This is a genomic window from Paenibacillus sp. 1_12 (assembly GCF_900114475.1).
Taxonomy (GTDB): Bacteria; Bacillota; Bacilli; order Paenibacillales; family NBRC-103111; genus Paenibacillus_S.
Genome location: NZ_FOTE01000010.1, coordinates 128,882 through 151,487, shown reverse-complemented (window position 1 = coordinate 151,487; position 22,606 = coordinate 128,882). Strand labels below are relative to the sequence as shown.

General features: G+C 45.5%; 20 protein-coding genes. 17 read left to right on the top strand and 3 right to left on the bottom strand.

All coding sequences use genetic code 11. The features are described from left to right. The first annotated feature begins 2 nt into the window (after positions 1-2). The 7 genes from BM210_RS21655 to BM210_RS21625 all read left to right on the top strand — a co-directional run bounded on the left by BM210_RS21655 (position 3) and on the right by BM210_RS21625 (position 6,514). A complete protein-coding gene (locus tag BM210_RS21655) occupies positions 3-923 on the top strand; it encodes an ATP-binding cassette domain-containing protein (RefSeq protein ID WP_091173361.1) in 921 nt (306 codons plus the stop codon). Continuing rightward, on the top strand, positions 898-3,024 hold the full coding sequence (locus BM210_RS21650) for a COG1470 family protein (RefSeq protein ID WP_091173359.1): 2,127 nt from the start codon (positions 898-900) through the stop codon (positions 3,022-3,024). Before BM210_RS21655 ends, BM210_RS21650 begins: the two co-directional genes overlap by 26 nt. A 169-nt stretch (positions 3,025-3,193) precedes the next feature. Then, complete coding sequence (gene ytxJ, locus BM210_RS21645) at positions 3,194-3,535, top strand: bacillithiol system redox-active protein YtxJ (protein ID WP_091173357.1); 342 nt, start codon at positions 3,194-3,196, stop codon at positions 3,533-3,535. A gap of 24 nt (positions 3,536-3,559) precedes the next feature. Beyond that, positions 3,560-4,351 carry an alpha/beta hydrolase gene (locus BM210_RS21640; RefSeq protein ID WP_091173354.1) on the top strand — a complete coding sequence of 264 codons (792 nt, stop codon included), beginning with the start codon at positions 3,560-3,562 and terminating at the stop codon, positions 4,349-4,351. A gap of 210 nt (positions 4,352-4,561) precedes the next feature. Then, positions 4,562-5,461 carry a TIGR01777 family oxidoreductase gene (locus tag BM210_RS21635; RefSeq protein ID WP_091173351.1) on the top strand — a complete coding sequence of 300 codons (900 nt, stop codon included), beginning with the start codon at positions 4,562-4,564 and terminating at the stop codon, positions 5,459-5,461. 23 nt (positions 5,462-5,484) lie between these two features. Then, on the top strand, positions 5,485-5,796 hold the full coding sequence (locus tag BM210_RS21630; RefSeq protein WP_091173349.1) for a hypothetical protein: 312 nt from the start codon (positions 5,485-5,487) through the stop codon (positions 5,794-5,796). Positions 5,797-5,887: 91 nt separating this feature from the next. Then, positions 5,888-6,514: a P-loop nucleotide/nucleoside kinase family protein gene (locus tag BM210_RS21625; protein WP_091173347.1), complete on the top strand. Its 627-nt coding sequence runs from the start codon at positions 5,888-5,890 to the stop codon at positions 6,512-6,514. Between the two features lie 60 nt (positions 6,515-6,574). On the opposite strand, the gene BM210_RS21620 is transcribed toward BM210_RS21625, so the two are convergent. Both BM210_RS21620 and BM210_RS21615 read right to left on the bottom strand, forming a co-directional pair. Then, a complete protein-coding gene (locus BM210_RS21620; RefSeq protein ID WP_091173344.1) occupies positions 6,575-8,734 on the bottom strand; it encodes a DNA topoisomerase III in 2,160 nt (719 codons plus the stop codon). Positions 8,735-8,878: 144 nt separating this feature from the next. Continuing rightward, entirely contained in the window at positions 8,879-9,718 is an 840-nt protein-coding gene (locus BM210_RS21615; RefSeq protein WP_091173343.1) for an AraC family transcriptional regulator, read from the bottom strand. A gap of 131 nt (positions 9,719-9,849) precedes the next feature. On the opposite strand from BM210_RS21615, the gene BM210_RS21610 reads away from it, so the two are divergent. From BM210_RS21610 to BM210_RS21600, 3 genes are all read left to right on the top strand, one after another. Further along, positions 9,850-10,851, top strand: a complete 1,002-nt coding sequence (locus tag BM210_RS21610; protein WP_091173340.1) for a Gfo/Idh/MocA family protein — start codon at positions 9,850-9,852, stop codon at positions 10,849-10,851. Positions 10,852-10,877: 26 nt separating this feature from the next. After that, positions 10,878-11,804: an aldo/keto reductase gene (locus BM210_RS21605; protein ID WP_091173338.1), complete on the top strand. Its 927-nt coding sequence runs from the start codon at positions 10,878-10,880 to the stop codon at positions 11,802-11,804. Between the two features lie 222 nt (positions 11,805-12,026). Further along, the gene (locus tag BM210_RS21600; protein WP_091173335.1) at positions 12,027-13,016 is read left to right on the top strand and encodes a helix-turn-helix transcriptional regulator; all 990 of its coding nucleotides are present in this window, start codon (positions 12,027-12,029) and stop codon (positions 13,014-13,016) included. A 32-nt stretch (positions 13,017-13,048) separates the two neighbouring features. On the opposite strand, the gene BM210_RS21595 is transcribed toward BM210_RS21600, so the two are convergent. Beyond that, positions 13,049-13,552 (bottom strand): GyrI-like domain-containing protein, encoded by a 504-nt coding sequence (locus BM210_RS21595; protein WP_177237934.1) that lies wholly within the window; start codon positions 13,550-13,552, stop codon positions 13,049-13,051. 289 nt (positions 13,553-13,841) lie between these two features. Here BM210_RS21595 and BM210_RS21590 point away from each other — a divergent pair, with 289 nt between their 5' ends. From BM210_RS21590 to BM210_RS21560, 7 genes are all read left to right on the top strand, one after another. Further along, positions 13,842-15,416: a response regulator transcription factor gene (locus BM210_RS21590; RefSeq protein ID WP_091173331.1), complete on the top strand. Its 1,575-nt coding sequence runs from the start codon at positions 13,842-13,844 to the stop codon at positions 15,414-15,416. A gap of 70 nt (positions 15,417-15,486) precedes the next feature. Beyond that, positions 15,487-17,265: a cache domain-containing sensor histidine kinase gene (locus BM210_RS21585; protein ID WP_256223898.1), complete on the top strand. Its 1,779-nt coding sequence runs from the start codon at positions 15,487-15,489 to the stop codon at positions 17,263-17,265. 171 nt (positions 17,266-17,436) lie between these two features. Continuing rightward, the gene (locus BM210_RS21580; protein ID WP_371263518.1) at positions 17,437-18,390 is read left to right on the top strand and encodes an ABC transporter permease; all 954 of its coding nucleotides are present in this window, start codon (positions 17,437-17,439) and stop codon (positions 18,388-18,390) included. Beyond that, a complete protein-coding gene (locus BM210_RS21575) occupies positions 18,384-19,244 on the top strand; it encodes a carbohydrate ABC transporter permease (protein ID WP_091173327.1) in 861 nt (286 codons plus the stop codon). The genes BM210_RS21580 and BM210_RS21575 overlap by 7 nt, the downstream gene beginning before the upstream one ends. A 110-nt stretch (positions 19,245-19,354) precedes the next feature. Then, positions 19,355-20,920 (top strand): type 2 periplasmic-binding domain-containing protein, encoded by a 1,566-nt coding sequence (locus BM210_RS21570; RefSeq protein ID WP_091173324.1) that lies wholly within the window; start codon positions 19,355-19,357, stop codon positions 20,918-20,920. Positions 20,921-20,965: 45 nt separating this feature from the next. Beyond that, a complete protein-coding gene (locus tag BM210_RS21565; protein ID WP_091173322.1) occupies positions 20,966-21,814 on the top strand; it encodes a phytanoyl-CoA dioxygenase family protein in 849 nt (282 codons plus the stop codon). A gap of 18 nt (positions 21,815-21,832) precedes the next feature. Continuing rightward, a complete protein-coding gene (locus BM210_RS21560) occupies positions 21,833-22,597 on the top strand; it encodes an SDR family NAD(P)-dependent oxidoreductase (RefSeq protein ID WP_256223896.1) in 765 nt (254 codons plus the stop codon). The last annotated feature ends 9 nt before the right edge of the window (positions 22,598-22,606 follow it).

Sequence of the window (22,606 nt, the reverse complement as noted above, 5' to 3'; positions counted from 1 at the left end):
TGATGATTCATTGTGATAACCTCGTGAAAATTTACAAGGTGGCTGATCTCGAAGTCGTAGCGCTGCAAGGGCTTGATCTGCATGTAGAGCCTGGCGAGTTGATGGCAATTATTGGTAACAGCGGGAGTGGCAAGTCCACGTTATTGAATATGCTGGGAGGTTTAGACCGACCTTCAGCCGGACAGCTGCAAGTCGCTGGCAAAGACCTGTTAAAGTTCACTGAACGCGACCTTGTCCGTTACAAACGAGAAACGGTTGGTTTCGTCTGGCAAAATAATGCGCGTAATTTGATTCCTTACCTGACGGCACAGGAAAATGTAGAGCTGCCCATCCTTCTCCAGGGTAAACGCAAGCGTGAACGTGCCTTGGAACTTCTGGATGCAGTCGGGTTAAGCCATCGTGTCAAAAATCGGCTCAATCAACTGTCGGGTGGTGAGCAGCAGCGAGTAGCGATCGCAATAGCTTTGGCGAATAATCCGAAGCTGCTGCTTGCTGACGAGCCTACAGGTTCTGTCGATTCCAAGATGGCGGATCAAATACTGGATTTATTTCGTGATTTAAACCGAAGGATCGGATTGACTGTCATCATTGTGACGCATGACCCGCTGCTGGCCAAAAAAGTGGATCGGGTAGTAGCCATTAGGGATGGCAAAACTTCATCTGAGATGATACGTCGCAAAACTTATGCGGATGAGCTGGCCGAGCTGGAGTTGGGAATAGGTCAGACCGAGGATGAGACCCATACGGAATACGCGGTACTGGATAAGTCAGGCCGTTTGCAAATTCCCAGTGATATGCTGAAATCGATTGGTATTCATTCAACAAATAAGGTAAGAGTCCAACTGGAGGACGGGAGAATCGTCCTGCTGCCTCCGGAGTCCAAGGAGGAGAGTACGCATGTTCCGATTAAACATGATAACTAGACTGCTGCTGATCGTACTGACGCTTGCGGCGATATGGCAGATACCGATACAGCCAGTAATGGCAGAAGGGGAGAGCTACCAAAGGGAAGAGCTTGATTCGTCATTACAACTGCCCGCCGTAGCCATAGGTTCCAACAGTTCCATACAATTGAAGAGCGCTGCGGTGGTGCCTACAGATGGGGGCAGAATGCTTTTCTTTACGATGACGGTCACGAATGCAGGAAGCGGTAAGCTCTCCTTTCTTGATTACTGGGTTAAGGTTATAAGTATATCCGGTGCTGAATTTAAAGCGGATCTGGTCACTCAGGATAAGCTCAAAAAAGAAATTCCAGCGGGCCAGCAGGTAGAGTTCTCCTTTTACGCACCCGTTAACGACTCGGTTCAGCTTTATGAACTCGGATTTCGCATAACCAAGTGGGATTATTCGAGTGCTGATTTGGAAAAAACAGTCGGTGATATTCGCTTCCCTGACGCAGCGGAAGCGCTGTGGGCGCCTGTCTCAGGAGGCAAAACGGTACAGCTATCCGCGATGCCTGTTGAACTGGATGTCACCGCTTGGTCAGCATTAGCTGGTGATAGCTATATGTCCCCGAAGCTGACGCTTCGTTTGACCAATAAGGGGAAAACCACCATTCGAATCAACGGATATCAATACGCTCTGAGAACCTCTAGCGGTGCGATGTACCCGCTGGATATCGTCCTGAACGCGGATAAGCAGTCGCTGCAGCCAGATGTTCCGCTAGAGCTTCAATTGAGAGCCAATCAGCTGCCATTGTCAGCAGGAACCGATTCATGGGATCTGGTCATGACACAGCCATTTGCACTAACCACGGATACCAAAATCAGTTTTCCTATCGCTTCTTTGCGTATATCAACCGATCCTAAAGCATTACCTGAGCTAGGCGGAGTTGTCAGCTATACGAATACCGATGGAACTTATTCTCTTAAAGCCGAAAAAATTGGTCGTTTACCATGGGAGGATCAGGATATTTTGAGCGCTGAAGTATCTTTAACCCATAATCAGTCGGTCGCGCTGCCATTTCCCGAGTTGAAAGCCTACTTTGAGCTTGATGGTGGGAGTAAGGTAGATGCCAAGGTTATTAAGCTCGATCGTTCGGTAGGCGTCCCCCCCTCTGAGCCCGTTCATGTAAAGCTTGTTGCCAAAATCCCATACACGTATCCGTTTTCGTCGGTGAAGCTGGTGGTTCAGGAAAAAAAGAGTGAAACTGCAACAGAGGAAATCGCTCAGTTTCAGCTTCCTGAGTTGATGATATCGATGCCTTTGCTGACGTTTGGCCAAACCCAATCGATTACTGGCGCAGGTCGGGCAACCAGCTTCTCTCCGAGAGAAATCAACACCTATACCGACGGGGCAAGCAATCTGTTTGAAGTGCAGGTAGAAGTATCTAATCTAGAGAAACGCTCGAATATTATTCCCAAGCTGACAGCTTTCTTCAAAACAGCGAATGATGATTTGTATCCAACCAAGATTCGTGAAGTTAAGCAAAAGCTGAATCCTCAAGGGAAAGCGCTGTTGTCCTTTTCAACAAAACTGCCCAAGGATTTGGATGTTCAAAGCCTCAGACTGGTCATTGGTGAATCGATAACGGAGCAGCGACTCAGTGGCACGGACGATAAAGCCGAGGCTTACATCAATGCCGTACAAATGGAGCTCCCTTTGGAAAATACAACAGTAAGTCCGATATTAAAAGAGCTCGTTTTTTATCCGTATACGATTTCATTAAGTAATATCAATACTTGGCTGGATCGCAATACACTGCGGATTAATTTTAAATACAAGCTGACCAAAGATAGCTTTTACGAGACGAGCACCGAAGGCAGCAAGCTTATCATTCAATTCGTAGACAGCAACGGAAAAGTCAATATCGATGAGGTCTTTTACCTAGAAACAGCGCCTGAGGAGGAAGATAAACGACTTAAGCTCGGAGAGTTTGACTACCGAATTACCAAGCAGGATGATAGCCTGATCTTTAAGATCGAATCACTCAAAAAGTATAAGATGAACATTTATCACGAATTCCAAGGTAAGCGCAAGCTGCTCGGGTCCCAGACTATGGATTGGTTCGGTACAACGGAGTAGTTTATCAAACATGAATATGGTAAAATAATAATAGAAAAGAGGCGGCGACTACGCTACTCCTTAGGCATCCCCAGGCTGTGAAGCTGTGGATGCCTTCAATTTTACGACGAATAAGCGTAAATTGATTGTTAAACACAAAAAATATATTTAGAATGATGGAGGAATCGATATGACCCAATGGAGAGAAATTGATAGTCAAGACGAGTGGAACCAATTATTTGAAGGCTCATCGGAAAAGCCGGTTGTTGTGCTTAAGCATAGTACGACCTGCCCAGTTAGTGCTAACGCCCTGCAGGAGTTTGAAAACTATTTAAAAAAACAACCGAACGAACAGGTTGAATATGTGCTTGTTAAGGTTATTGAATCCCGTCCGGTTTCCAACCAAATTGCTGAGGATACAGGCATCAAGCATGCTTCTCCGCAAATTTTGTATGTGAAAGATAAAGAATCGGTTTGGAATACCTCACATTGGGCTGTAACTGAGGCTCACATTACAGCCGTTCTTAATTAAGCTAGACGGGGAGGATAGACCCTTTTGAGCATTCAACCGCATTCTTTCTTCTCTGGAGCATTGTACGCTCGGAAGTCATGCTTTGTTTACGTGCCTGCAGGGTATGAGGAATCGGAGCAGCGCTACCCGGTTATTTATTTACTGCATGGTATGCACGGTAGTGAATCCAGTTGGCTAACCAAAGGGAATGCCGAGCAAACACTGGATCAGCTCATAAACAGCGGCGAGCTCGTTCCGAGTATTGTTGTTATGCCGAATGACGGGGGTTACGGTCAAGGAACCTATTATATGGATTGGTATGATGGTACAGGCAACTTTGAACAATATTTTATATATGATCTTGTTCCTGAAATTGACAAGCAATATCGAACGATCAGCAGCTGCAATCAGCGGGTTCTGTGTGGTTTGTCGATGGGCGGATTTGGGGCCGTATGTCTTGCACTAAGGCATCCTGAGCTTTTCGGGGCAGCGGCAAGTCTTTCAGGAGGTCTGGTATCAAGTCAGTATTTGAGAGACCAATTTGCACGATCGGATATTAGCCGGATGATCGGACCTATCCATGGACCCTATTCGCAGTCGTATGATATTCAGCTTGTGGCCAACTTGCGTCTGCAGGAGGGTCTACCTCCTGCTTTGTATATGAATTGTGGAACAAGTGATTATTTGTACACAATGAATCAGGATTTTCATCATCATCTAGAGACTATTGGCTACACGCACACGTACGAGCAGTTTGAAGGCGAGCACACTTGGACATATTGGAAAGAGCATCTGCCGGATGCTTTGCGTTTTTTACATTCCTATTTAGCCCATTAAGCCAAAAGACCAGAGTCCGTTAGTAGCAGTTGTGCCCCGGATTATCAACACTTTAAGAGTGCTTGTGTTCGGTTCACGCTTCAGTTACTGGGATTCCGGTCTTTTTTTATTTGAACATCAATGCTGCTGATTCAAGAACAATTTTGGTTCTTTGCAGTAGTTTGTTATATAATAAGTAACACACATCAATCGAAGGTGGCGAAACCACGGATGAAAATTGCCATAGCAGGCAGTTCAGGATTTATTGGTCAGCATCTGACCCAATATTTTCTTGAACGTAAATATTCACTGATCTTGATTTCTCGAAAAAAACTCACCTCCACGAATCCTTTAATTCGGCACGCTACATGGTCAGAATTGAAAAACGATATTAAGGTTATGACAGGAACGGATGTGATCGTTAATTTAGCGGGTGAATCAATCAATCAGCGTTGGACCGATGCAGCCAAGGAAAGAATACTGAATTCACGACTTGAAGCCGTTGCACAAATTGCTGATATTGTAGCGCGTATGGAGCAAAAACCGTCTGTCGTTATCAATGCCTCAGGCGTCTCAATTTATGGAACCTCGGAACGTGGGAGCTTTGTCGAGCACAGTGAACCGAATGTTGAGGACTTTCTTTCGGGTGTCGTAGAGAAATGGGAAGCGGCGATGGATGAAATTCGGAATACAAGAATCGTAAAGCTGCGATTGGGTATTGTTCTTGGTCTCGATGGTGGCGCTTTCCCCAAGTTGTTAATGCCTTATAAGCTTGGCTTTGGAGGGCGAGTTGGCAGCGGGAATCAGGTTATTTCATGGATTCACATTCTGGATCTTTGCCGACTAATTGAGTTTTGTATTGAGAATGAGGATATTATTGAGCAAATTAATGCAACAGCCCCGCAGCCAGTGACGAATGATGAAATGGGTAAAGCGATAGCCAAAGCACTGCGTACCCGGCATTGGTTTCCGGTTCCTGCTTTTATGATGAAACTTATGTTTGGGGAGATGTCGATTTTGCTGCTAAAAGGTCAACGAGTTATTCCTCTATTGGCTATTGACTATGATTTTTCATATCTATATCCAACGATCGATATGGCTTGCGCTCATCTTTTGAAAACGCGAAAGTAGAAAAGATAAATGGAGGTAATAAAATGATTCAATTCGGCTCATTGGATTATGCAGAATTGCGGTTTCAGCAGATACGGGCAACTGTCGAGATTCGCGATAAGCAGTGGATCGATGTGGAGCTGCATTTTGAGTTGGAGCAGGGTTTGACACTTCCTGACGATTTCACAGAATTGACGGCGTTGATTTTTTGTACATACTCAGGAGAAATTGCGCAAATGGTACCACAGGATGAAGGGCGTGACTGTGAGTACCAATTTACAGCTGATGAGAAGGCACAGCTTATTCATTTTTATGAAGAAAACGTTAAGCCTAAGCTGCTGTCACTGGTTAGTTAGAGGCTCGGTAAAATAGAGCGACCGTGGTGTTCTGGAGCGCAGCTGAGACTTATTTACCTTACTTCTAGATTGGAGGAGGACGTCACTTAGAATGCGTAAACTTGTATTTTTCTTAGGTCCAGCAGGGGCCGGTAAAACAACCATCGCAAAAACCTTGGCCAAACGGTACCGTGCGGCTTTATTTGATATGGATACCATGCTAAGGCCAGCAGCAGCTGCATTGATGAAGCTAGCCGGTCTGGACCCAGAGGATCGTGATTCTGCTACATATAAGTCACTCTGCCGTGATTTGGGCTATCGGATCACGATGGATGCCGCATTGGAAAATATCGAACTGGGGACAGATGCCTATGTAATCGGGCCTTTTACTAAGGAGACCGAGAGCCCGGAGTGGCTGGTAAAAGAGCTTGAAAGCATAGGTGCTTCAGTAGAAAATGTTGAAGTCAAGGTTGTTTTTGTTCATCTTGCAGACAGCTTGAGCTATTATCAGCGTATTAAGGAAAGAGGCTTGTCACTGGATGACTGGAAGCTGGACAATTGGAATGTTTTCAGCCAAACGCTTGCCATCCGTGATATTCATTGGGATATCCCTATTTCACATATTTTTTATTATAATAACTCAGTTCCATCAGTTCCAATAACCGATGATAGTTTTATGTCCGTTGAAAGGTTTATTTATGGAAGCTCCAGCCTTAATGCTGAGAGGAATGAAGAGTGAAAATCAAACAATCCCCATCAAGCCTACACAGACTAAGGCTGATGGGGTATTTTAATTTGATTAGGATGATTCGGGGTTCTGCTTCTTTTGCATCGCTGCTTTCAGCGCTTCTTCCAGACTGGAGCCTACAGCCACGTTATCGCTAAATTGGTTGATGAGCTGTGCACTGTTTCTTTTGGCAGCTTTTCCCCCTGCACGTGGCTCATCACTCAGCATTTCGATGACGTTGCAATGACGGCATTGCGCATATTTCCCAGCTTTTCCGGTGTGAATTTCCATTTTCTTATGGCATTGCGCACAACGTTTGTTGGACAGCATGGGTTCGCCTGCCCGTTTATAGCCGCACTCTCTGTCGATACATACAAGCAGCTTGCCGCGCTTACTCTTGATTTCCTGTAAGTTTTTCCCGCAATCCGGACATTTGGAATGGGTAAGATTATGCGGTTTGTATTCGATTGTACTTTGTTTGACGACTTGAACCATGGCTGTCGTTTGCTCACGAATACCTTTGAGAAAAGTTTTCATGCTGCCAGTTCCTTTGGCGATATGTTCAAGCTCCAGCTCCCACTTGGCAGTCAACTCCGGTGATCGCAGTGAGGGAACGACCAGCTCAATTAACTGTGCACCCTTGCCAGTTGGCTGAAGCACATTCATTTTCCGCTCGATGGTATCGGTGGAAAGCAGCTTTTCAATAATATCGGCACGGGTAGCAGGCGTACCCAATTTATGCTTCTCCATGACAGACAGCAATGTGGCTTCGGTATATCGGGAAGGGGGCTTGGTTGCATGCTTTTCTAAAGTGCTGCGATGATCTTTGAACACTTCTCCTGACTGCAACTTAGGTAAGGATTGGGAGCCACCTGAATCATCATCCCGAATATCATCGTCCTCTTGCTCAGAAGAGATCGACTCCTGCCCATAAACGATTTTCCAGCCGGCATCCTTCGTAACGCGACCCTTGGCATAAAAGCTTTCTCCACCTATATCTATCGTGACAGCAGTTTCGTCATAACGATACGCGGGATAAAATAAGGCGATAAAACGCCGCGCGATCAGATCATACAATCGACGTTCATCATGGCTTAGAATATGAAGCAGCGGTGTTTGCTCGGTCGGAATGATGGCATGATGATCTGATACTTCACTGTCATCCGCGATCCGTTTGGTTATATTCAAAGGTTTGTTAAGCAATGGTCTGACTAGGCCTGCATAGGTTTGTATACAAATGCTGTCCAATCGACCCTTTAGTGTTGGAATCATATCGGACGTCAAATATCTGGAGTCCGTTCTCGGATACGTAACCAACTTGTATTGCTCATACAGACGCTGCAGCAGATTTGAGGTTTGTTTGGCTGAAAAACCGTATTTACGATTGGCGTCTCTTTGCAGCTCAGTCAAATCGTAAGCTAACGGGTGAGGCTCTGACTTCTCGGTCATTTTCAATTGAGCTACTTTTGCATCAGCGCCTTTTACCCGATTTAATAAAGCGTCAGCGGCTGCCTTGTCGAACAATCGACCATCGGGATTTTGCTTGCCTCGCCACATGGCTTGAAAACCACCAAGCTGTGTCCGCAGCAGCCAGTAGTCCTTGGATTGAAATGCACGAATTTCATTTTCTCTTTCCATCAGCATCGATAGGGTAGGGGTCTGTACACGTCCTGCAGCCAATTGCGCATTGTATTTGCAGGTAAGCGCCCGTGTAATATTGAGTCCTATCAGCCAATCTGCTTCTGCGCGGCAAACAGCAGATTGATACAGGTTGTCATAGTCACGGCCTGGCTTCAGCTTGGCAAATCCCTCTAAAATCGCTTTATCGGTTTGCGAGGAAATCCACAAGCGTTGAAAAGGTTTGCGCCAGTTGATTTCTTCCATAATCCAACGAGCGACCAGTTCACCTTCACGACCAGCATCGGTTGCGATGATAAGCTGATTCAAATCATTACGTTTGGCTAGTTGTGCGATAGCACGAAACTGCGGTGTCGTTTCTTTAATGACCTTAAGCTTCATTCGTTCTGGCAGCAGCGGAAGCTGGTCGAGCTCCCAAGCTTTGTATTTGGCATCATAATCCTCAGGTTCAGCCAAAGTTACAAGATGGCCCAAAGCCCAGGTCACGACATGCTTGGGTCCCTCCATATAATGCTTTTGCTTCTGGTTGCAGCCGAGTACACGCGCGATTTCTTTGGCGACGCTCGGCTTTTCTGCAAGTACAAGTGATTTCATAACAAGCTCCTCCGTAAATCTGTGTAGTAGTAGAATGGTGTTTAGTTGATCATACAATGATTGAGTTCATTATGCAGCTATCTTGGTACGCTTGCAAGCGGTGGATGAACGGAAAGTTGTTGTTTGGCTGAGTTGATCGGAACTTTAATGCTTCCAATAGAGCTCTCGATATTCCGTAGGGGTCATCCCTTCCTGCTCAAGAAATCGCTTGTTGAAATAGCTTGTGCTAGGATAGCCGGCATCGAACGAAATTTGACGTACGGTCATTTCCTTTTTCTCGAGCAGCCATTGCTTGGCTTTTTGCAGGCGGCATAGCGTAACGTAAGTCATTGGCGTCATTTGAGTCACTTTACGGAAAAGCTTGCAAAAGTAATAAGTGCTGACTCCCGTCTGCTCAGACCAGTAATCTAGCTCAAACGGTTTGCATGCCTCCTGCTGGATACGCGGAAGAAGCTGCAAAATCAGCTCAGAGGTCGCGGCCGTTCTTTGTGTAGACAATGGAACAGCTTGATTGACGAATTCAGCAATCACGGCGTAGGTGAGCGTCGACAGTCTGGTCATTTCGAACAGCGTGCTCAATTCAGCTTCCAGAAGCAGTTCATCGAGAGCACGCTCAAGCGGCTTCAACTGGCGAACTGTCCACAAATGAGATTGGTGCAGGCCTCTTTCAAGCAAATAATCGCTAAGCCTGGAGCCATAAAAGTGAACCCAGCGAATTTCCCATGGATCTTCCTGAGAAGAGTAATAGCGCTGCCGCTGAAGTGGAAAATAAAGAAAAGCATCGCCAGCGGTTAGCATCTGTTTATCATAAGCAGTCTCTACATAGCCTTTACCGCTAATAATGAGATGGATGCTGAAATTATTCAGTGCTCCTTTCTGTCGGTCCACAGAATGGAAGGGGTCCTGCTGGTACCAGCCAACGGATTCAGGTAAGCAAAAATAAACATGCTCGGACAATGTCGGAAGCATTCGCTGTTTTTTCATATGCACGACCTCTCTAGAGGACAATATAGTTGTAGACATGTGCAAAAATCTTCTATTTTCATTTTAATAAGCATTCAATATAATAGCAATATAGTCTTACTAACACAAATGGTTGAGGAGATGGATTGTACATGTCGCAGAAAAAATTGCGTTGGGGAATACTCGGATGCGCAGCTATTGCCAAGAGAGCAGTTATTCCAGGAATTCAACAATCGCAAACCGGTGAAGTTGCTGCAATCGCAAGTCGTAACGAAGAAAATGCAAGGATAACAGCGGATCAATTTCATATTCCTACTGCATATGGCAGCTATGAAGCTTTGTTAAATGATGAAACTTTGGATGCCATTTACATACCGCTGCCGAATCACCTGCATAAGGAGTGGACAATCAAAGCCGCTCAAGCGGGTAAACATGTATTGTGTGAAAAGCCGATTGCACTGGATGCCACTGAGGCAGCAGAGATGGTAGCTGCTTGCGAGCAGGCGGGTGTTAAGCTGATTGAAGCATTCATGCATCGCCATCATCCGCGTTATGCGATGATTAAAGAGATTATACAGTCGGGTGAAATTGGAGAAATTCGTGGTCTCCACGGCGCTTTTACATTTAATAGCTCCAAAAACAAGGGTAATGTGAGATTCAATCAGGAAATGGGTGGCGGTTCGCTTTACGATGTAGGCGTCTATCCGATAAGCACAGCACGTATGATATTAGGGCAAGAGCCTGAGGCCGCTACTGTACACGCTTTCTTTTCACCCTACCACGACAATGTGGATATGATGGCATCGGGCATTTTGGAATTTCCTAATAGTGTCGCTTTGACCTTCGACTGCGGCATGTGGGCAGCTGGGCGTAATGTGTTTGAAATCCTGGGGACGGATGGCCGAATTGAAGTGCCAAGCGCCTATGTAACCCGTCAACATGCAGATGATCATTTTTTTGTTACAGTGGGCGGACAGCGCAGGGAAGTCGAGGTGCCTCTCGTCAATCAATATGCGCTACAAGCGGATGATCTGGGGCACAGTATTCTGGACGGAACGGCGCTTAGATATGAGTCTTCGGATGCTGTGTTGAATATGCGTGTGATCGATGCCTGCTTGAAATCCGCAAGAGAACGTGTTCGAGTAGAGCTCTAAACCTAAATGAGAGGAAGATAAATACGATGAAAACAATAGCAATAGCTGGATTGGAAAAGCCGGTTACAAATTTGATCCAAGGCTCTGATTTTTTCACCCATGAGGTTTATGATAAAGTGTGCAGCGTGCTTGATAATTATTTAGAAATCGGCGGGAATACGATTGATACAGCCTTTATTTACCGTGGTGGACAAAGCGAAGAGACGATTGGCCGATGGATGAAAGAACGGAATAATCGTGATAAGGTCGTTATTTTGACGAAGGGCGCTCATCATAATGCAGATGGTCCTCGTGTAAATCCAGAAGCAATTGCAGCGGATTTGGAAATCAGTCTGGCCCGATTGCAATCGAGCTACACCGATTTGTATGCGCTGCACCGTGATGATACGAACATACCGGTAAGTGTGATTATGAATGCCTTGAATGAGCATATCCAAGCAGGGCGGATTCTGGCTATTGGCGCTTCCAACTGGACACATCAACGTCTTCAGGAAGCTAACGATTATGCAGCAGCCAATGGTTTGGTCGGATTTTCCTTCAGCAGTCCCAATCTGAGTCTTGCCAAGCCAAATGAGCCGCGTTGGGCAGGATGTGTTTCAGCAGATGTACTTGATTGCGCTTGGCATGAGCAGACTCAGCTGCCATTACTGTCATGGTCATCACAAGCTGGCGGATTTTTTACCGGAAATTTTGCTCCTGACAAATTGGACAATGCTGAAATGGTTCGCGTTTATTACAGCGTTGCGAACTGGGAGCGTCTGCGCCGTGCGGCAGAGCTGGCTGAACAAAAAGGCGTCAGCACGATTCAAATTTCACTGGCTTATGTGTTGAATCAAAAGTTTCCTACAGCTGCATTGATTGGAGCACAGAACCAAGTTGAACTGGAGTCCTGCGTTGAAGGTTCACAAATCCAATTGACTGAGAATGAAGTACATTGGCTGGAAAACATATAAAGTAGCGATTAAGAAACGAATTGTGTATGAAAACATAGACTTACTGTGCTGAGGCCGTACTTTCGGAGCATGCACTTTCATAACCTATGCCATCGTAACTCCCGAAGCAGAAGAACCTGCTGCTGGAGCAGCGATGGCATTTTTTTATCATAGATCTATGACAATTTGTGTCATAGATCTATGATATAATCAAATAAAAATGTCATCGGAGGTGCTGCAAGAGTGGCTAAGTCTAAACGCGTGATAGAGCTAATGATAGCCATTAACCAACGCAGAAAGTTTACGGCTCGCGAGTTGGCGGATGAGTTTCAGGTATCGATTAGGACGATTATGCGCGACCTTCAGGTTTTAAGTGAGCTTGGGGTTCCGCTATATACGGAGTATGGACCTCATGGAGGGTATCGAGTACTGAGGGAGCGTCAGCTGCCGCCCATTACATTCTCCGAGCAGGAGGCGGTGGCGATCTTTTTTGCCTATCAATCATTGCAGCATTATGGAGCCTTGCCATTTGCGGAGGAATCCATCACAGCTTTAAACAAATTTTATTATTATTTACCGGATGATACCAAAAGTAAAATTGATAAAATGAAGCAGCGAGTCGTATTTTGGACGCCCAAACGCCAGGCGCCAACTCCGTATTTGCAATCTCTACTAGATGCAGCCTTACAGCAGCAGCCGATGCAGATCGTGTATGATTCCAAGGAGGGAGCTAACCAGCGGACTGTTCAGCCAATCGGTGTATATTCGTATAACGGATATTGGTATTGTCCGGGTTATTGCTTCTGGAAAGAGCGTTTTTTGTTGTTTCGGATTGATCGTGTTCTATCTGCGGTGGCAGCGGCTGACGGACACAGAACGATAGATTTGAGTGAGTTTTCCATTATGGATTGGTTTAAACCACCTGAGGAACAGCCTCGATTCACAGATGAGCATATTCAGATTGAAGCCGTCTTTACAAGTGTTGGAGTGCGTAGATGCCAATGGGAGGCAGGGATGAATACGGATATTGAGGTCCATGAGGACGGAACAGGAACTGTCCGAATGTGTATCAGACCTAATGAGGTGGATTACTTTGCTTCCTATTTTTTGGGATTTGGGGCAGAGGTCAAGGTGGTCCAACCTCCTCAAATGGTAGAGCTCATGCAAGCCTTAATAGAAAAGATGGCGCAAATGTATGCGCCACCGAAGCATACTCCTACAGAAATTCCGTAAATAGGAGCGTTCTAATTACAAACAAAAACAATTTATTGCTGCATGAGGACAGGGATGTAAATATCAAATTGGCTATCCGATCTTTCATTGCCTGTGAAGCGGCTGTCATAATATTCGAATTCAGGAGCTTGAGCACGAATATAGGTTTTATTACCGGTAAGCCATTCAAAGATTGCTTTATAGGTTGCTCCCAAAACAGAGATAGGTCCGTTATGAGTGAAAATCGCATACATTTGTGGTTTTAAGAAAATTTTGCACATCGATTCGGGTACTGGGATATCCAACTGCGATTCCGTCAATAAAGCGGCAGTCACGTATTCGAACGGATTACCTGTATGTACATCATAACAAACACCTAAGGTTACCGTATGGAGACCTTGAATTTCTCCGATCCGATTCATAAACAAACTCCACTGATCAACGATAGATGGAATTCCCCCATCGCTGTATACATGTGTTTGATGCAGGCCGATGGCATGATAAGCAGGTTTGTTCTCAATAACGGGAATCAAAGATGGCTTGAATGTGGGCTGCATAATGCAACATCCTCTCTTTAATACGATTGTAAGCTTTGACGAATGACACATAGTGATTGCTTTGCTTGCTTCTATAAAATAACATCCAATCACGACAGTTGTTGTCATAGTCATTCGTGATTTTTGTACTTTTTAGCCGTTTTTATGTATAGGAGCAGCAAAAATCATGTGTTAAGATGAGAAATACAGATTGGAAGCGGTTGCAATAAATTGAGTAGGTAATTCAGTGGATAGATCAGAGAGGCATAAGTCGTAAATACTCAGCGAAATTTTAAAGGAGGGATTTCAGATGCAAGAAAGTCCTTTAACGGTTCTAGTGGTGGATGATGAGCTGCCGCTGCGTGAAGAGCTGCGACTATTTCCTTGGTCTACCTGCAATGCCGAGCTTGTTGGTGAGGCTGAAAATGGGGAAGAGGCAATGGAGCTATGCCGCAAGCTGGTGCCCGATGTGGTCATTACCGATATTACAATGCCCATAATGGATGGAATTGAGCTGTTCCGATCCTTGAAAAAAGAGTTTCCACTGACACAGGTCATTTTGCTTACATGCCACAGTGATTTTGAATATGTGCGTGATGCCTTACGGCTTGGAGCACTTGAATATTTGATCAAGGTTTCTTTGCTTGATTCTGATCTGGAGCAAGCCTTGAATAAGGCACGGGCAACCATTCAGCGAGAGCACAGTTACAAGCGTAGTGAACTCGATAAGCAGCGCTGGCAGCTGGTCAAAATTTGGAATCGATATGGAAACGAACAACTATCCATAGAAGCAGTATCTATGAATGTGAAGGATGAGCTAAGACACGTTCTGAAGGAATGGCAGCTGAATTTTCCATTATGGTTTACCCGTCTGCATATTCATGCCAAAGCAGAGGATGAGATGTACGTGCATCATGAACTGCAAGCGATTTTCAGCGAGTGGGAGCAGTGTTCTAAGGTACCGAACCGTTGGATTCAGCTCGATAAATCAGACTATGTGATATTTAAGAATGAGTGTAAAGAAAACGAATTGTCCAATCGGAAGCAGGCAGGACTGATTTTGAATGATTTGCAGACTGCCTTGGAGCAGCGTTTGTCTTTTTTAAGTGAGGCTGTCCGTCTGTATGCAACTTTAAGCGGCGACATATCCAATGAATCAGAGATGTTTGGTGCATTGCGGCAAACGGTTATCGCCCCAGAATCGGCCTTTTACGATCATTCAGGAACCATTTATGACCATGCCTTGGTGTCTAAACAAGCTGCAGATTCAATGGAGGATCATATCAAACAGGTACATACGGAGCAATTCCGTTCGGCATTAGCGGTATCGCAGGAGCATTTGGTCCGACATGTCCGGGAAGAGTTTACAGTATGGGCCTGCTCCAATCGACCGAACCCGGATGAGTTAAAGGCATGGCTTATATACAAACACAAAGAATTGATGAAGGATGCCGGTTATATGGCTGATGATAAGGGCCAGCAGAGGTTGAGCCAGGCAAGGACGCTTGCAGAGCTGACCACATCATTTACTCGCGAGCTGGAGGCCGCTGTCGGGATGAAGAGCAAATGTCGTAAGGAGGTACAGCATGCTAAGAAGCTAATTGCTGAGCTGCTTATGGAGCCGATTACCCTCACCTCAATTGCGGAGTCTGTCGGACTTAGCTCCTATTATCTGAGTCGGTTGTTCCGTGAGGAGGTAGGGGAATCCTTCAATGAGTATGTTACGAGTTTACGCATGGATAAAGCGATCCATTTGCTGCAAACAACGAATATGAAGGTATATGAGGTTGCCGAGCAGGTGGGTATCCCGAGCTACCGATATTTTTCGGTGCTATTTCGCAATCGAACAGGCGTAGCGCCAACAGATTTTAAGAAATGCTACTAGATTCCCCCCCCTCCCCCGATAATCGAGATATGAATCCAACTAAATATTATAGAAAGAAAGAGGGAGCAGCATGCTAAGCCGGGTCAATCATTGGATGCAAAGCCGCAGCATGGTTTTCAAGCATTTTCTGTTTCTTTTTGCGGGAACCTTGGTATTGTTCGGTTTACTGGCATGGAATAACTTGAAGGATGCCGAGCAGTTGTTTCGCAAGCAGGTGCTGTCTGATGCTGTCGTTATTAACGATCGTACCAATCTGTATTTAGACGCTTATTTGGATAATGTGCAAAATATTTTATTGCTTCTTTCCACACGTGACGATCTTCTGGACGAGGGGATGGAGGAAGAAGCAGTTACCGTGCTGCGCAAGTATGCGGAGAAGAACAGCGCACTCTACAGAACCTTGTACCTGGTACGCGCTGATGGCAAAGCGATGTCCAATACACAGGTTTTTCTTGACATTATCGGCAATCCGCATCTGGCTAAGCTGTATGAGATGTCCAAAACGAATTACGGCGTTATGATTACCGAGCCCTACGAATCGCCATTATCGGGAAAGACCGTGGCATTTGTGCTGCCGATCAGCTCCAAGAACGACAATGAAATCAAAGGGATTGCCGTTGTTGAAATTGATCTGGCACGGTTGACCAATATGCTCGCACAGTTCATGAATACACGCAATCAAACCTTCTCGATTGTAACCAACAAGGGTAATGTCATTAATAGCTTTGATACGAGTTGGCCCCTGGATTATTATAAGCTGCTGCCCTATAACACAAATGTATTTCCTCCCGAGCTGGATCACCATTTTGTTACCGAGATTCAAGAGCTGCCTATAGGCATTACTGAAATTCAAGGCTCCAAGAAAAAGCTGATTGCGGTGAAATCGGGTATGAATAAGCTGGGCTGGTATTTTACAGCTTTTATTGAGGACAGCTACTTTTACCAAAATATTATTATTCTTTATGATAATTACAAAACTGCTGCGGTGATCTGGGTGCTTATCCTGCTGATCAGCTCCTATATGATGAGTCGCTATGTCACCCATCCGGTACGTACCTTGGTAGCCAAAATGGACAGGGTGCGCGATATGGAGGTGCTGCCTTCGATCTCCGTCACCCGAGAGGATGAAATCGGCAAGCTAGCCAAGAGCTATAACGCAATGATGGAGCGGATTCATCACCTGCTTAAGGAAACAAAGGAAATGGAAACGCGCAAAAATCAGTATGAGCTGAAAATGCTGCAAAGCCAGATAGCGCCGCATTTTTTATACAATACACTTGCCTGCATCAGCAGTCTGGCCAAGCAGCAAAAAATCGAGGCTGTACGTGAAACGATTCGTGCACTTGTGGGCTTGTTGTCGTTTAGCTTCGATAAGAGCGGTGAGTTTGTAACACTGGAGGAAGAGCTTGAGGGCCTGCGTATGTATGCCTATATCCAAACTGTACGTTACGGAGAGAAGTTTGTATTGACGATTGAGGCAGCGCCAGAAACGCTCAACTGTAGAATTTTAAAGCTGACACTTCAGCCGTTGGTCGAAAACGCGATTTTCCACGGATTGGCCCCTCAAAAGGTGCAGGGGCATATTCGCATTCGAGCCTGCGTTCGGCGAGGAAAGCTTTGTATATTCATTCGAGACAATGGGCTGGGTATGGACTCTGAGCAGCTTAGCAGCATTTTCAGTGAGCGCCGTAATGTACCCAGCAAACATCGGTTTACGGGGATTGGGATCATGAATGTTCAGGAGCGAATACGGCTGCATTTTGGCATTGAATTCGGCTTGAAAATTGCTAGTCGACCTCAGGTGGGGACCTTGATTCGAATAGAGCTTCCAAATGTATCACAGGAATAAAAGCGTTTGCAAAAATTCGAACACTTTCGCACGATCACTGTATATTTCATTTAGAAAGCGCTTGCTATAATTTAATTATAGAAAAAGAGCTTATAGCGCGTGTACAAAAGAAGTGTAGATGAGAGAGGGTTTGCAAATTAAGCCTGTAGGGGGATGCCATTTATGGAACAGATGACCGTGCACAACGTGGCTGATGCCAAATCAAAGCAAACCAAGGGCAGGCTGCTGGGCAGAAACATTTGGGCTTTTCGTGCCTTTTATATGATGCTGCTGCCAGGTGTGCTGTACTATATCTTTTTTCGATATGTACCGATGTATGGGGTTATTATCGCATTTAAGGATTTTAACTTACTCGAAGGAATTGTAAGCAGCCCATGGGCAGATCCCTGGTACAAACATTTTCAAATCTTTTTCAATTCGCCGTATTTTACACAACTGATGGTCAATACCTCCTTGATCTCCCTGTACAAGCTTATATTCGGTATGTTTCCGCCGATCCTGCTTGCGCTCATGCTGAATGAATGTCGTGTAAAGTGGTTCAAAACAATCATCCAAACGCTGACTTATATGCCTCATTTTTTGTCCTGGGTGATCATATACGGGATTCTGATTGCCTTATTTTCACAAAACTCCGGTTTGTTTAACCGTTGGATAGAAGAGAGTGGAGGGCATTCAATCGGATTCATGACCTCACTTGATTACTTCCGCGCCATTCTTGTCGGTTCGGAAATATGGAAGGATCTAGGATGGGGAGCCATTATTTATTTAGCTGCTATGACGGCTATCGATCCTACGCTTTATGAGGCTGCTCGTGTAGATGGTTCGGGACGTCTCCGGATGATTTGGCATATTACACTTCCGGGCATACGCAATGTCATCGTGCTGCTGCTCATTCTGAAGCTTGGCCATATCATGGATGCGGGCTTCGATCAAATTTATATTTTGTACAATATTCAAGTATATCAAGTGGCTGATATTCTCGATACCTGGGTGTTCCGCACGGGTCTTCAGCAGTTGAATTTCAGTCTGGGAGCAGCTGTGGGCCTGTTCAAATCAGCAATTGGACTTGTTCTAGTCATGGGGGCTAATCATTTATCGAAGAAATGGGGTGATGGCATATGGTAAAAAGTATGGAGGATCGTTTCATCAACGGAATCGTTTTTCTTGTACTCGGTTTGGCTGGATTAGCTGCGATTTTCCCGTTGATGTATGTCGTAACCGTCTCCATCACACCTTTCACTGAGGTTTTAAAGAACGGCGGCTTCATTCTAATTCCCAAGTCAATCACTTTCAGCGCTTATCATAAGCTGTTTACCGAATCCAATATTCCAAAAGCATTTTGGGTAACGGTACTCATTACCGTCGTCGGAACGATCGTCAATCTGATTTTGACCGCTTTGATGGCGTATCCGCTCAGCCGTAAGGCGCTCCCGGGGCGTAATCTATTTTTACTGATGGTTGTTTTTACGATGCTGTTTAGTGGCGGAATTATTCCGACCTACCTGATTGTTAAATCGCTTGGTCTGATTGATTCGATCTGGTCGATGATTTTGCCTAATGCTGTCTGGAGCTTTAATGTGCTCATTATGAAAAGCTTTTTTGAAAATCTGCCGGAGGAGTTGTTTGAGTCGGCGCGTATGGATGGAGCTAAGGAATTTCGGATTTTGCTGCAAATTGTCATTCCGCTATCCGTGCCTTCTCTCCTGACGATAGGATTGTTTTATATGGTTGGGCATTGGAATGAATTTTTCCAGGCAGTTATGTATGTAACTGATCGCACATTGTTCCCGCTTCAAGTGGTGATCCGAGAAATCTTAATGCTCACCCAGCAGCCCATGGAAAATGCGGAGAACATGATGCCAACCGAAACGATTCAGATGGCTTCGGTTGTGATGGCCAGCTTGCCGATTATTGTGATCTATCCGTTTATTCAAAAGCATTTTACGAACGGAATGCTGCTCGGCTCTGTAAAAGGTTGAACGACGGTTCGTCCGCTCCGGACTGCAGCTGGGGCCACTACCGCTTCAATATATAGATGATTACAGCTCCAAACAGGTCACCAACTATGAATGAAAGAAGGGGTTAGTCCATGAGCCAAAAGAAAACAATGGTCGTTTCACTGGCGTTTTTGATGCTGGGTGGAACCATTTTATCGGGCTGCGGAGGCGGTGCGGCCAAACCCGAAGCGGCTGCTCCCAAAAATGATACAGCACAAGCTCCAGCAGCAGCACCAGTGCCGACGCCGGCAGCAAGCACTAAAAAGATCAAGATTGACATCATAGAAACTGGAAACGGTCTACCTTCACCGGACCAGGATATTATTAAACAAGAGATTGATAAGGCATTGAATACAGATTTGAATTTAACCGTGTACGCCTCCCAGGATGATTACAAAAATCAACTGAATGTCCGAATGGCTTCAGCCAACTTCCCGGATTTGTTCGGTGTAGACCGTCAGCAGCTGAAGCAATTTTCGGAGCAAGGCCTGCTCCTCGACCTGACCCCGTACATGGATAAGCTGAAGCCTGTTAAGGATTTCATCGGCGAAGAAAGCTTGAAGAAAGGTACGATGAACGGCAAAGTATTTGCTGTTGCCAAAACGCCTACCATTCCTTATGACACGTATTTTATCCGCAAGGATTGGCTCGACAAGCTGGGCATGCAGGTACCGAAAACGACAGATGAATTGCTCGAAGTGGCCAAAGCTTTTGCGGATAAGGATCCTGATGGAAATGGTAAAAAGGATACCTTCGGTATTACCGGTGGCAAGTTATCAGCCTTCAGTACCATATTTGGTGCGTATGGGGTTGGGTATTCGGCTAACACCCCAAGTCTCTATGTGAAGGATAATAAGCTGGTTAATGCGTTGTATGATCCGAGCATGAAGGATGCGCTTGGTTTTATCAAAAAGCTGACAGACGCAGGAGCCGTTGATCCTGAATTGTTGGCTAACAGCGGTTTGCAGCACCAACAGAAAGCAATCAAGGGTCAGGCAGGCATCATTTACATCGATTGGCCGAATATGACCAAGGATCAATTTGTTGAGCAGATCAAAGCTGTTAATGCTAATGCCAATTGGGTGCAAATGGACGCGGTTAAAGGACCTGGCGGTCAGAACGCAAGCTCATGGGATATCGGAGTTACAGCCGGTTTATACGCGATTCCCAAATCACTGGAGAAAAATCCGGAAAAGCTGCAAAAGGTGTTCGATCTGCTGAATTATGTATCGGGTAAAGAAGGCTCGCCACTCGTTCAATATGGTGTGAAGGGAAAGCATTATAATCTGGAGGGAACCAAAGTAGTAGCTACTGATTTGATGGGTAAAGAAGGCGGATATTTCTGGCTGTATCAATTTACCGGTCGTCCTGAGATGGAGTACTTGCAGGTTAAATTTGCGAAACAGACACCTTTCATTGAGTTTGCCAACAAGCAGCCGCGAATTCAAGCTCTCAATGGGTTTGTGGATATCCCTAATGGCTATAACGCTGCTGATGCGGGACGGTATATTGAGGAAGAGCTATCCAAATTTATTTATGGCAAACGTCCGCTCACCGAGTATGACAGCTTTCTTAAGACGCTAGAGTCTTCAATGAACTATAAAGCTTACATGGATGCTGCACAGAAGCAGCTCAAGGAGTTGGGATATTTGAAGTAGCTTGACTCCTATTTTATTAACAATCCCAATAAGGAGTGTTTATACATGGATACGACGCAGTCTGAAAAGAACTCACAATTGAATATATCCGAGCTGATGAAGCAGTTTGATGAGCAGGGCTATCTACTGCTGCCAAACGTGATTTCGCAGGAAAAGGTAAATCGTCTCAATGCAGCAATTGACGAGATGGTTGCCCAGGAACCGGAGTCACTTGCCCATAATATTTACAATAGTGTGGAGCGTCACGAGGAAATTGCTTCCCTAATCGATGAGCCTACCATTTTACCATTAATCGTAAATTTGCTGGGTTACAACATTCAATTGCATATTTCGCATCTGACGATCCGTAAGCCGAATCCGAATAATACAGTCACAGAAACGCATAGTTTCATTAACTGGCATCAGGATGGCCCCCATCCACAGTTCCCGCGAATCCATGGAATTACATCAACTTACTACATTAAGACCTGCTATATTCTGAGCGATATGTCCGAGCCGAATCGCGGCAATACGAAGATTATTCCCGGTTCACACAGCCAATCTTACCTACCGGACACACACAATGTAACCGATGATTTACCCGGAGAGATGCAGGTTTGCGGCAAGCCCGGAGATGTATTCGTATTTGCACAAAATCTGTGGCATGCCGGAGCACCGAATCATTCGGATTTTACACGGAGACAGCTGTTTCTGGGATATAGTCCAATTTGGATGCGTCCGATCGATTATCGTACTGCATCCGAAGAACAATTAAAGAATGCCAGCCCTTTCCGCAAGCAGCTGCTTGGTGTCATTGATGAGAATCCATTTAAAAATTACGTTCCTTCAGAATCTATGGTACCATTGAAGAAATTGTATTTGGGCGAATCTGGAAGTGGTGGATATGCCCATTAGGGATGGAGGGGAAAGTTTGTGGATAATGCGGTGTCTGGTAAGCTGGAAGGTAAGCTTGCCGTTGTCACAGGAGCTTCCCGGGGGTTGGGCAGATGGATCGCGGTTGAGCTGGCAGGTCATGGTGCATCGGTAGCGGTCAATTTCGCCAATAGTATCGCCGATGCCAATGAGACTGTACGACTTATTACAGAAGCGGGAGGAATTGCAAAAGCCATTCGTGCGGATATTACGCAGGAATCGGAGGTTCAGCGTCTCATTGAAGACACGGTACAGCTGTTTGGTCGTTCTGTGGATATATTGGTCAATAATGCAACTGGTCCACAGCCGATGTTATCTATTGAGGAAAGCAGTTGGCAGGTATACACAGATCAATTGGAGTTTTTCGTAAAGGCACCGCTTTTGCTAACCAAGGCGATATTAGCAGGAATGAAATCACAGGGCTCGGGCAGTATCATCAATATAGGTAGTGAGGTTGCGCAGCTCGGCAACGCGAATTTCTCAAGCTATGTGACGGCCAAGGCCGCGATGATTGGTATGACCCGTTCATGGGCCAGCGAGCTGGCTCCTCATGGTATTCGGGTGAATCTGGTTGCTCCCGGCTGGATTCCTGTTGAAAGGCATAAAGATTCCAATACGGAAGGGTATCAGAAGCAGGTACCACTCCAGCATATGGGAGAGCCGATGGATATTGCTGCCGCTGTGTCGTTTTTGGCTTCTCAGGAAGCCAAATTTATTACGGGACAATGCCTATCTGTTAATGGAGGCAATACGTTTGGAATATAACAGTACGGG

Bases quoted from the DNA above. Each gene is read 5' to 3' on its own strand.
- BM210_RS21655 (WP_091173361.1), top strand. From the start codon at position 3: ATGATTCATTGTGATAACCTCGTGAAAATTTACAAGGTGGCTGATCTC.
- BM210_RS21650 (WP_091173359.1), top strand. From the start codon at position 898: ATGTTCCGATTAAACATGATAACTAGACTGCTGCTGATCGTACTGACG.
- ytxJ (WP_091173357.1), top strand. From the start codon at position 3,194: ATGACCCAATGGAGAGAAATTGATAGTCAAGACGAGTGGAACCAATTA.
- BM210_RS21635 (WP_091173351.1), top strand. From the start codon at position 4,562: ATGAAAATTGCCATAGCAGGCAGTTCAGGATTTATTGGTCAGCATCTG.
- BM210_RS21630 (WP_091173349.1), top strand. From the start codon at position 5,485: ATGATTCAATTCGGCTCATTGGATTATGCAGAATTGCGGTTTCAGCAG.
- BM210_RS21625 (WP_091173347.1), top strand. From the start codon at position 5,888: ATGCGTAAACTTGTATTTTTCTTAGGTCCAGCAGGGGCCGGTAAAACA.
- BM210_RS21620 (WP_091173344.1), bottom strand. From the start codon at position 8,734: ATGAAATCACTTGTACTTGCAGAAAAGCCGAGCGTCGCCAAAGAAATC.
- BM210_RS21615 (WP_091173343.1), bottom strand. From the start codon at position 9,718: ATGAAAAAACAGCGAATGCTTCCGACATTGTCCGAGCATGTTTATTTT.
- BM210_RS21610 (WP_091173340.1), top strand. From the start codon at position 9,850: ATGTCGCAGAAAAAATTGCGTTGGGGAATACTCGGATGCGCAGCTATT.
- BM210_RS21605 (WP_091173338.1), top strand. From the start codon at position 10,878: ATGAAAACAATAGCAATAGCTGGATTGGAAAAGCCGGTTACAAATTTG.
- BM210_RS21595 (WP_177237934.1), bottom strand. From the start codon at position 13,552: ATGCAGCCCACATTCAAGCCATCTTTGATTCCCGTTATTGAGAACAAA.
- BM210_RS21590 (WP_091173331.1), top strand. From the start codon at position 13,842: ATGCAAGAAAGTCCTTTAACGGTTCTAGTGGTGGATGATGAGCTGCCG.
- BM210_RS21585 (WP_256223898.1), top strand. From the start codon at position 15,487: ATGCTAAGCCGGGTCAATCATTGGATGCAAAGCCGCAGCATGGTTTTC.
- BM210_RS21580 (WP_371263518.1), top strand. From the start codon at position 17,437: ATGACCGTGCACAACGTGGCTGATGCCAAATCAAAGCAAACCAAGGGC.
- BM210_RS21575 (WP_091173327.1), top strand. From the start codon at position 18,384: ATGGTAAAAAGTATGGAGGATCGTTTCATCAACGGAATCGTTTTTCTT.
- BM210_RS21570 (WP_091173324.1), top strand. From the start codon at position 19,355: ATGAGCCAAAAGAAAACAATGGTCGTTTCACTGGCGTTTTTGATGCTG.
- BM210_RS21565 (WP_091173322.1), top strand. From the start codon at position 20,966: ATGGATACGACGCAGTCTGAAAAGAACTCACAATTGAATATATCCGAG.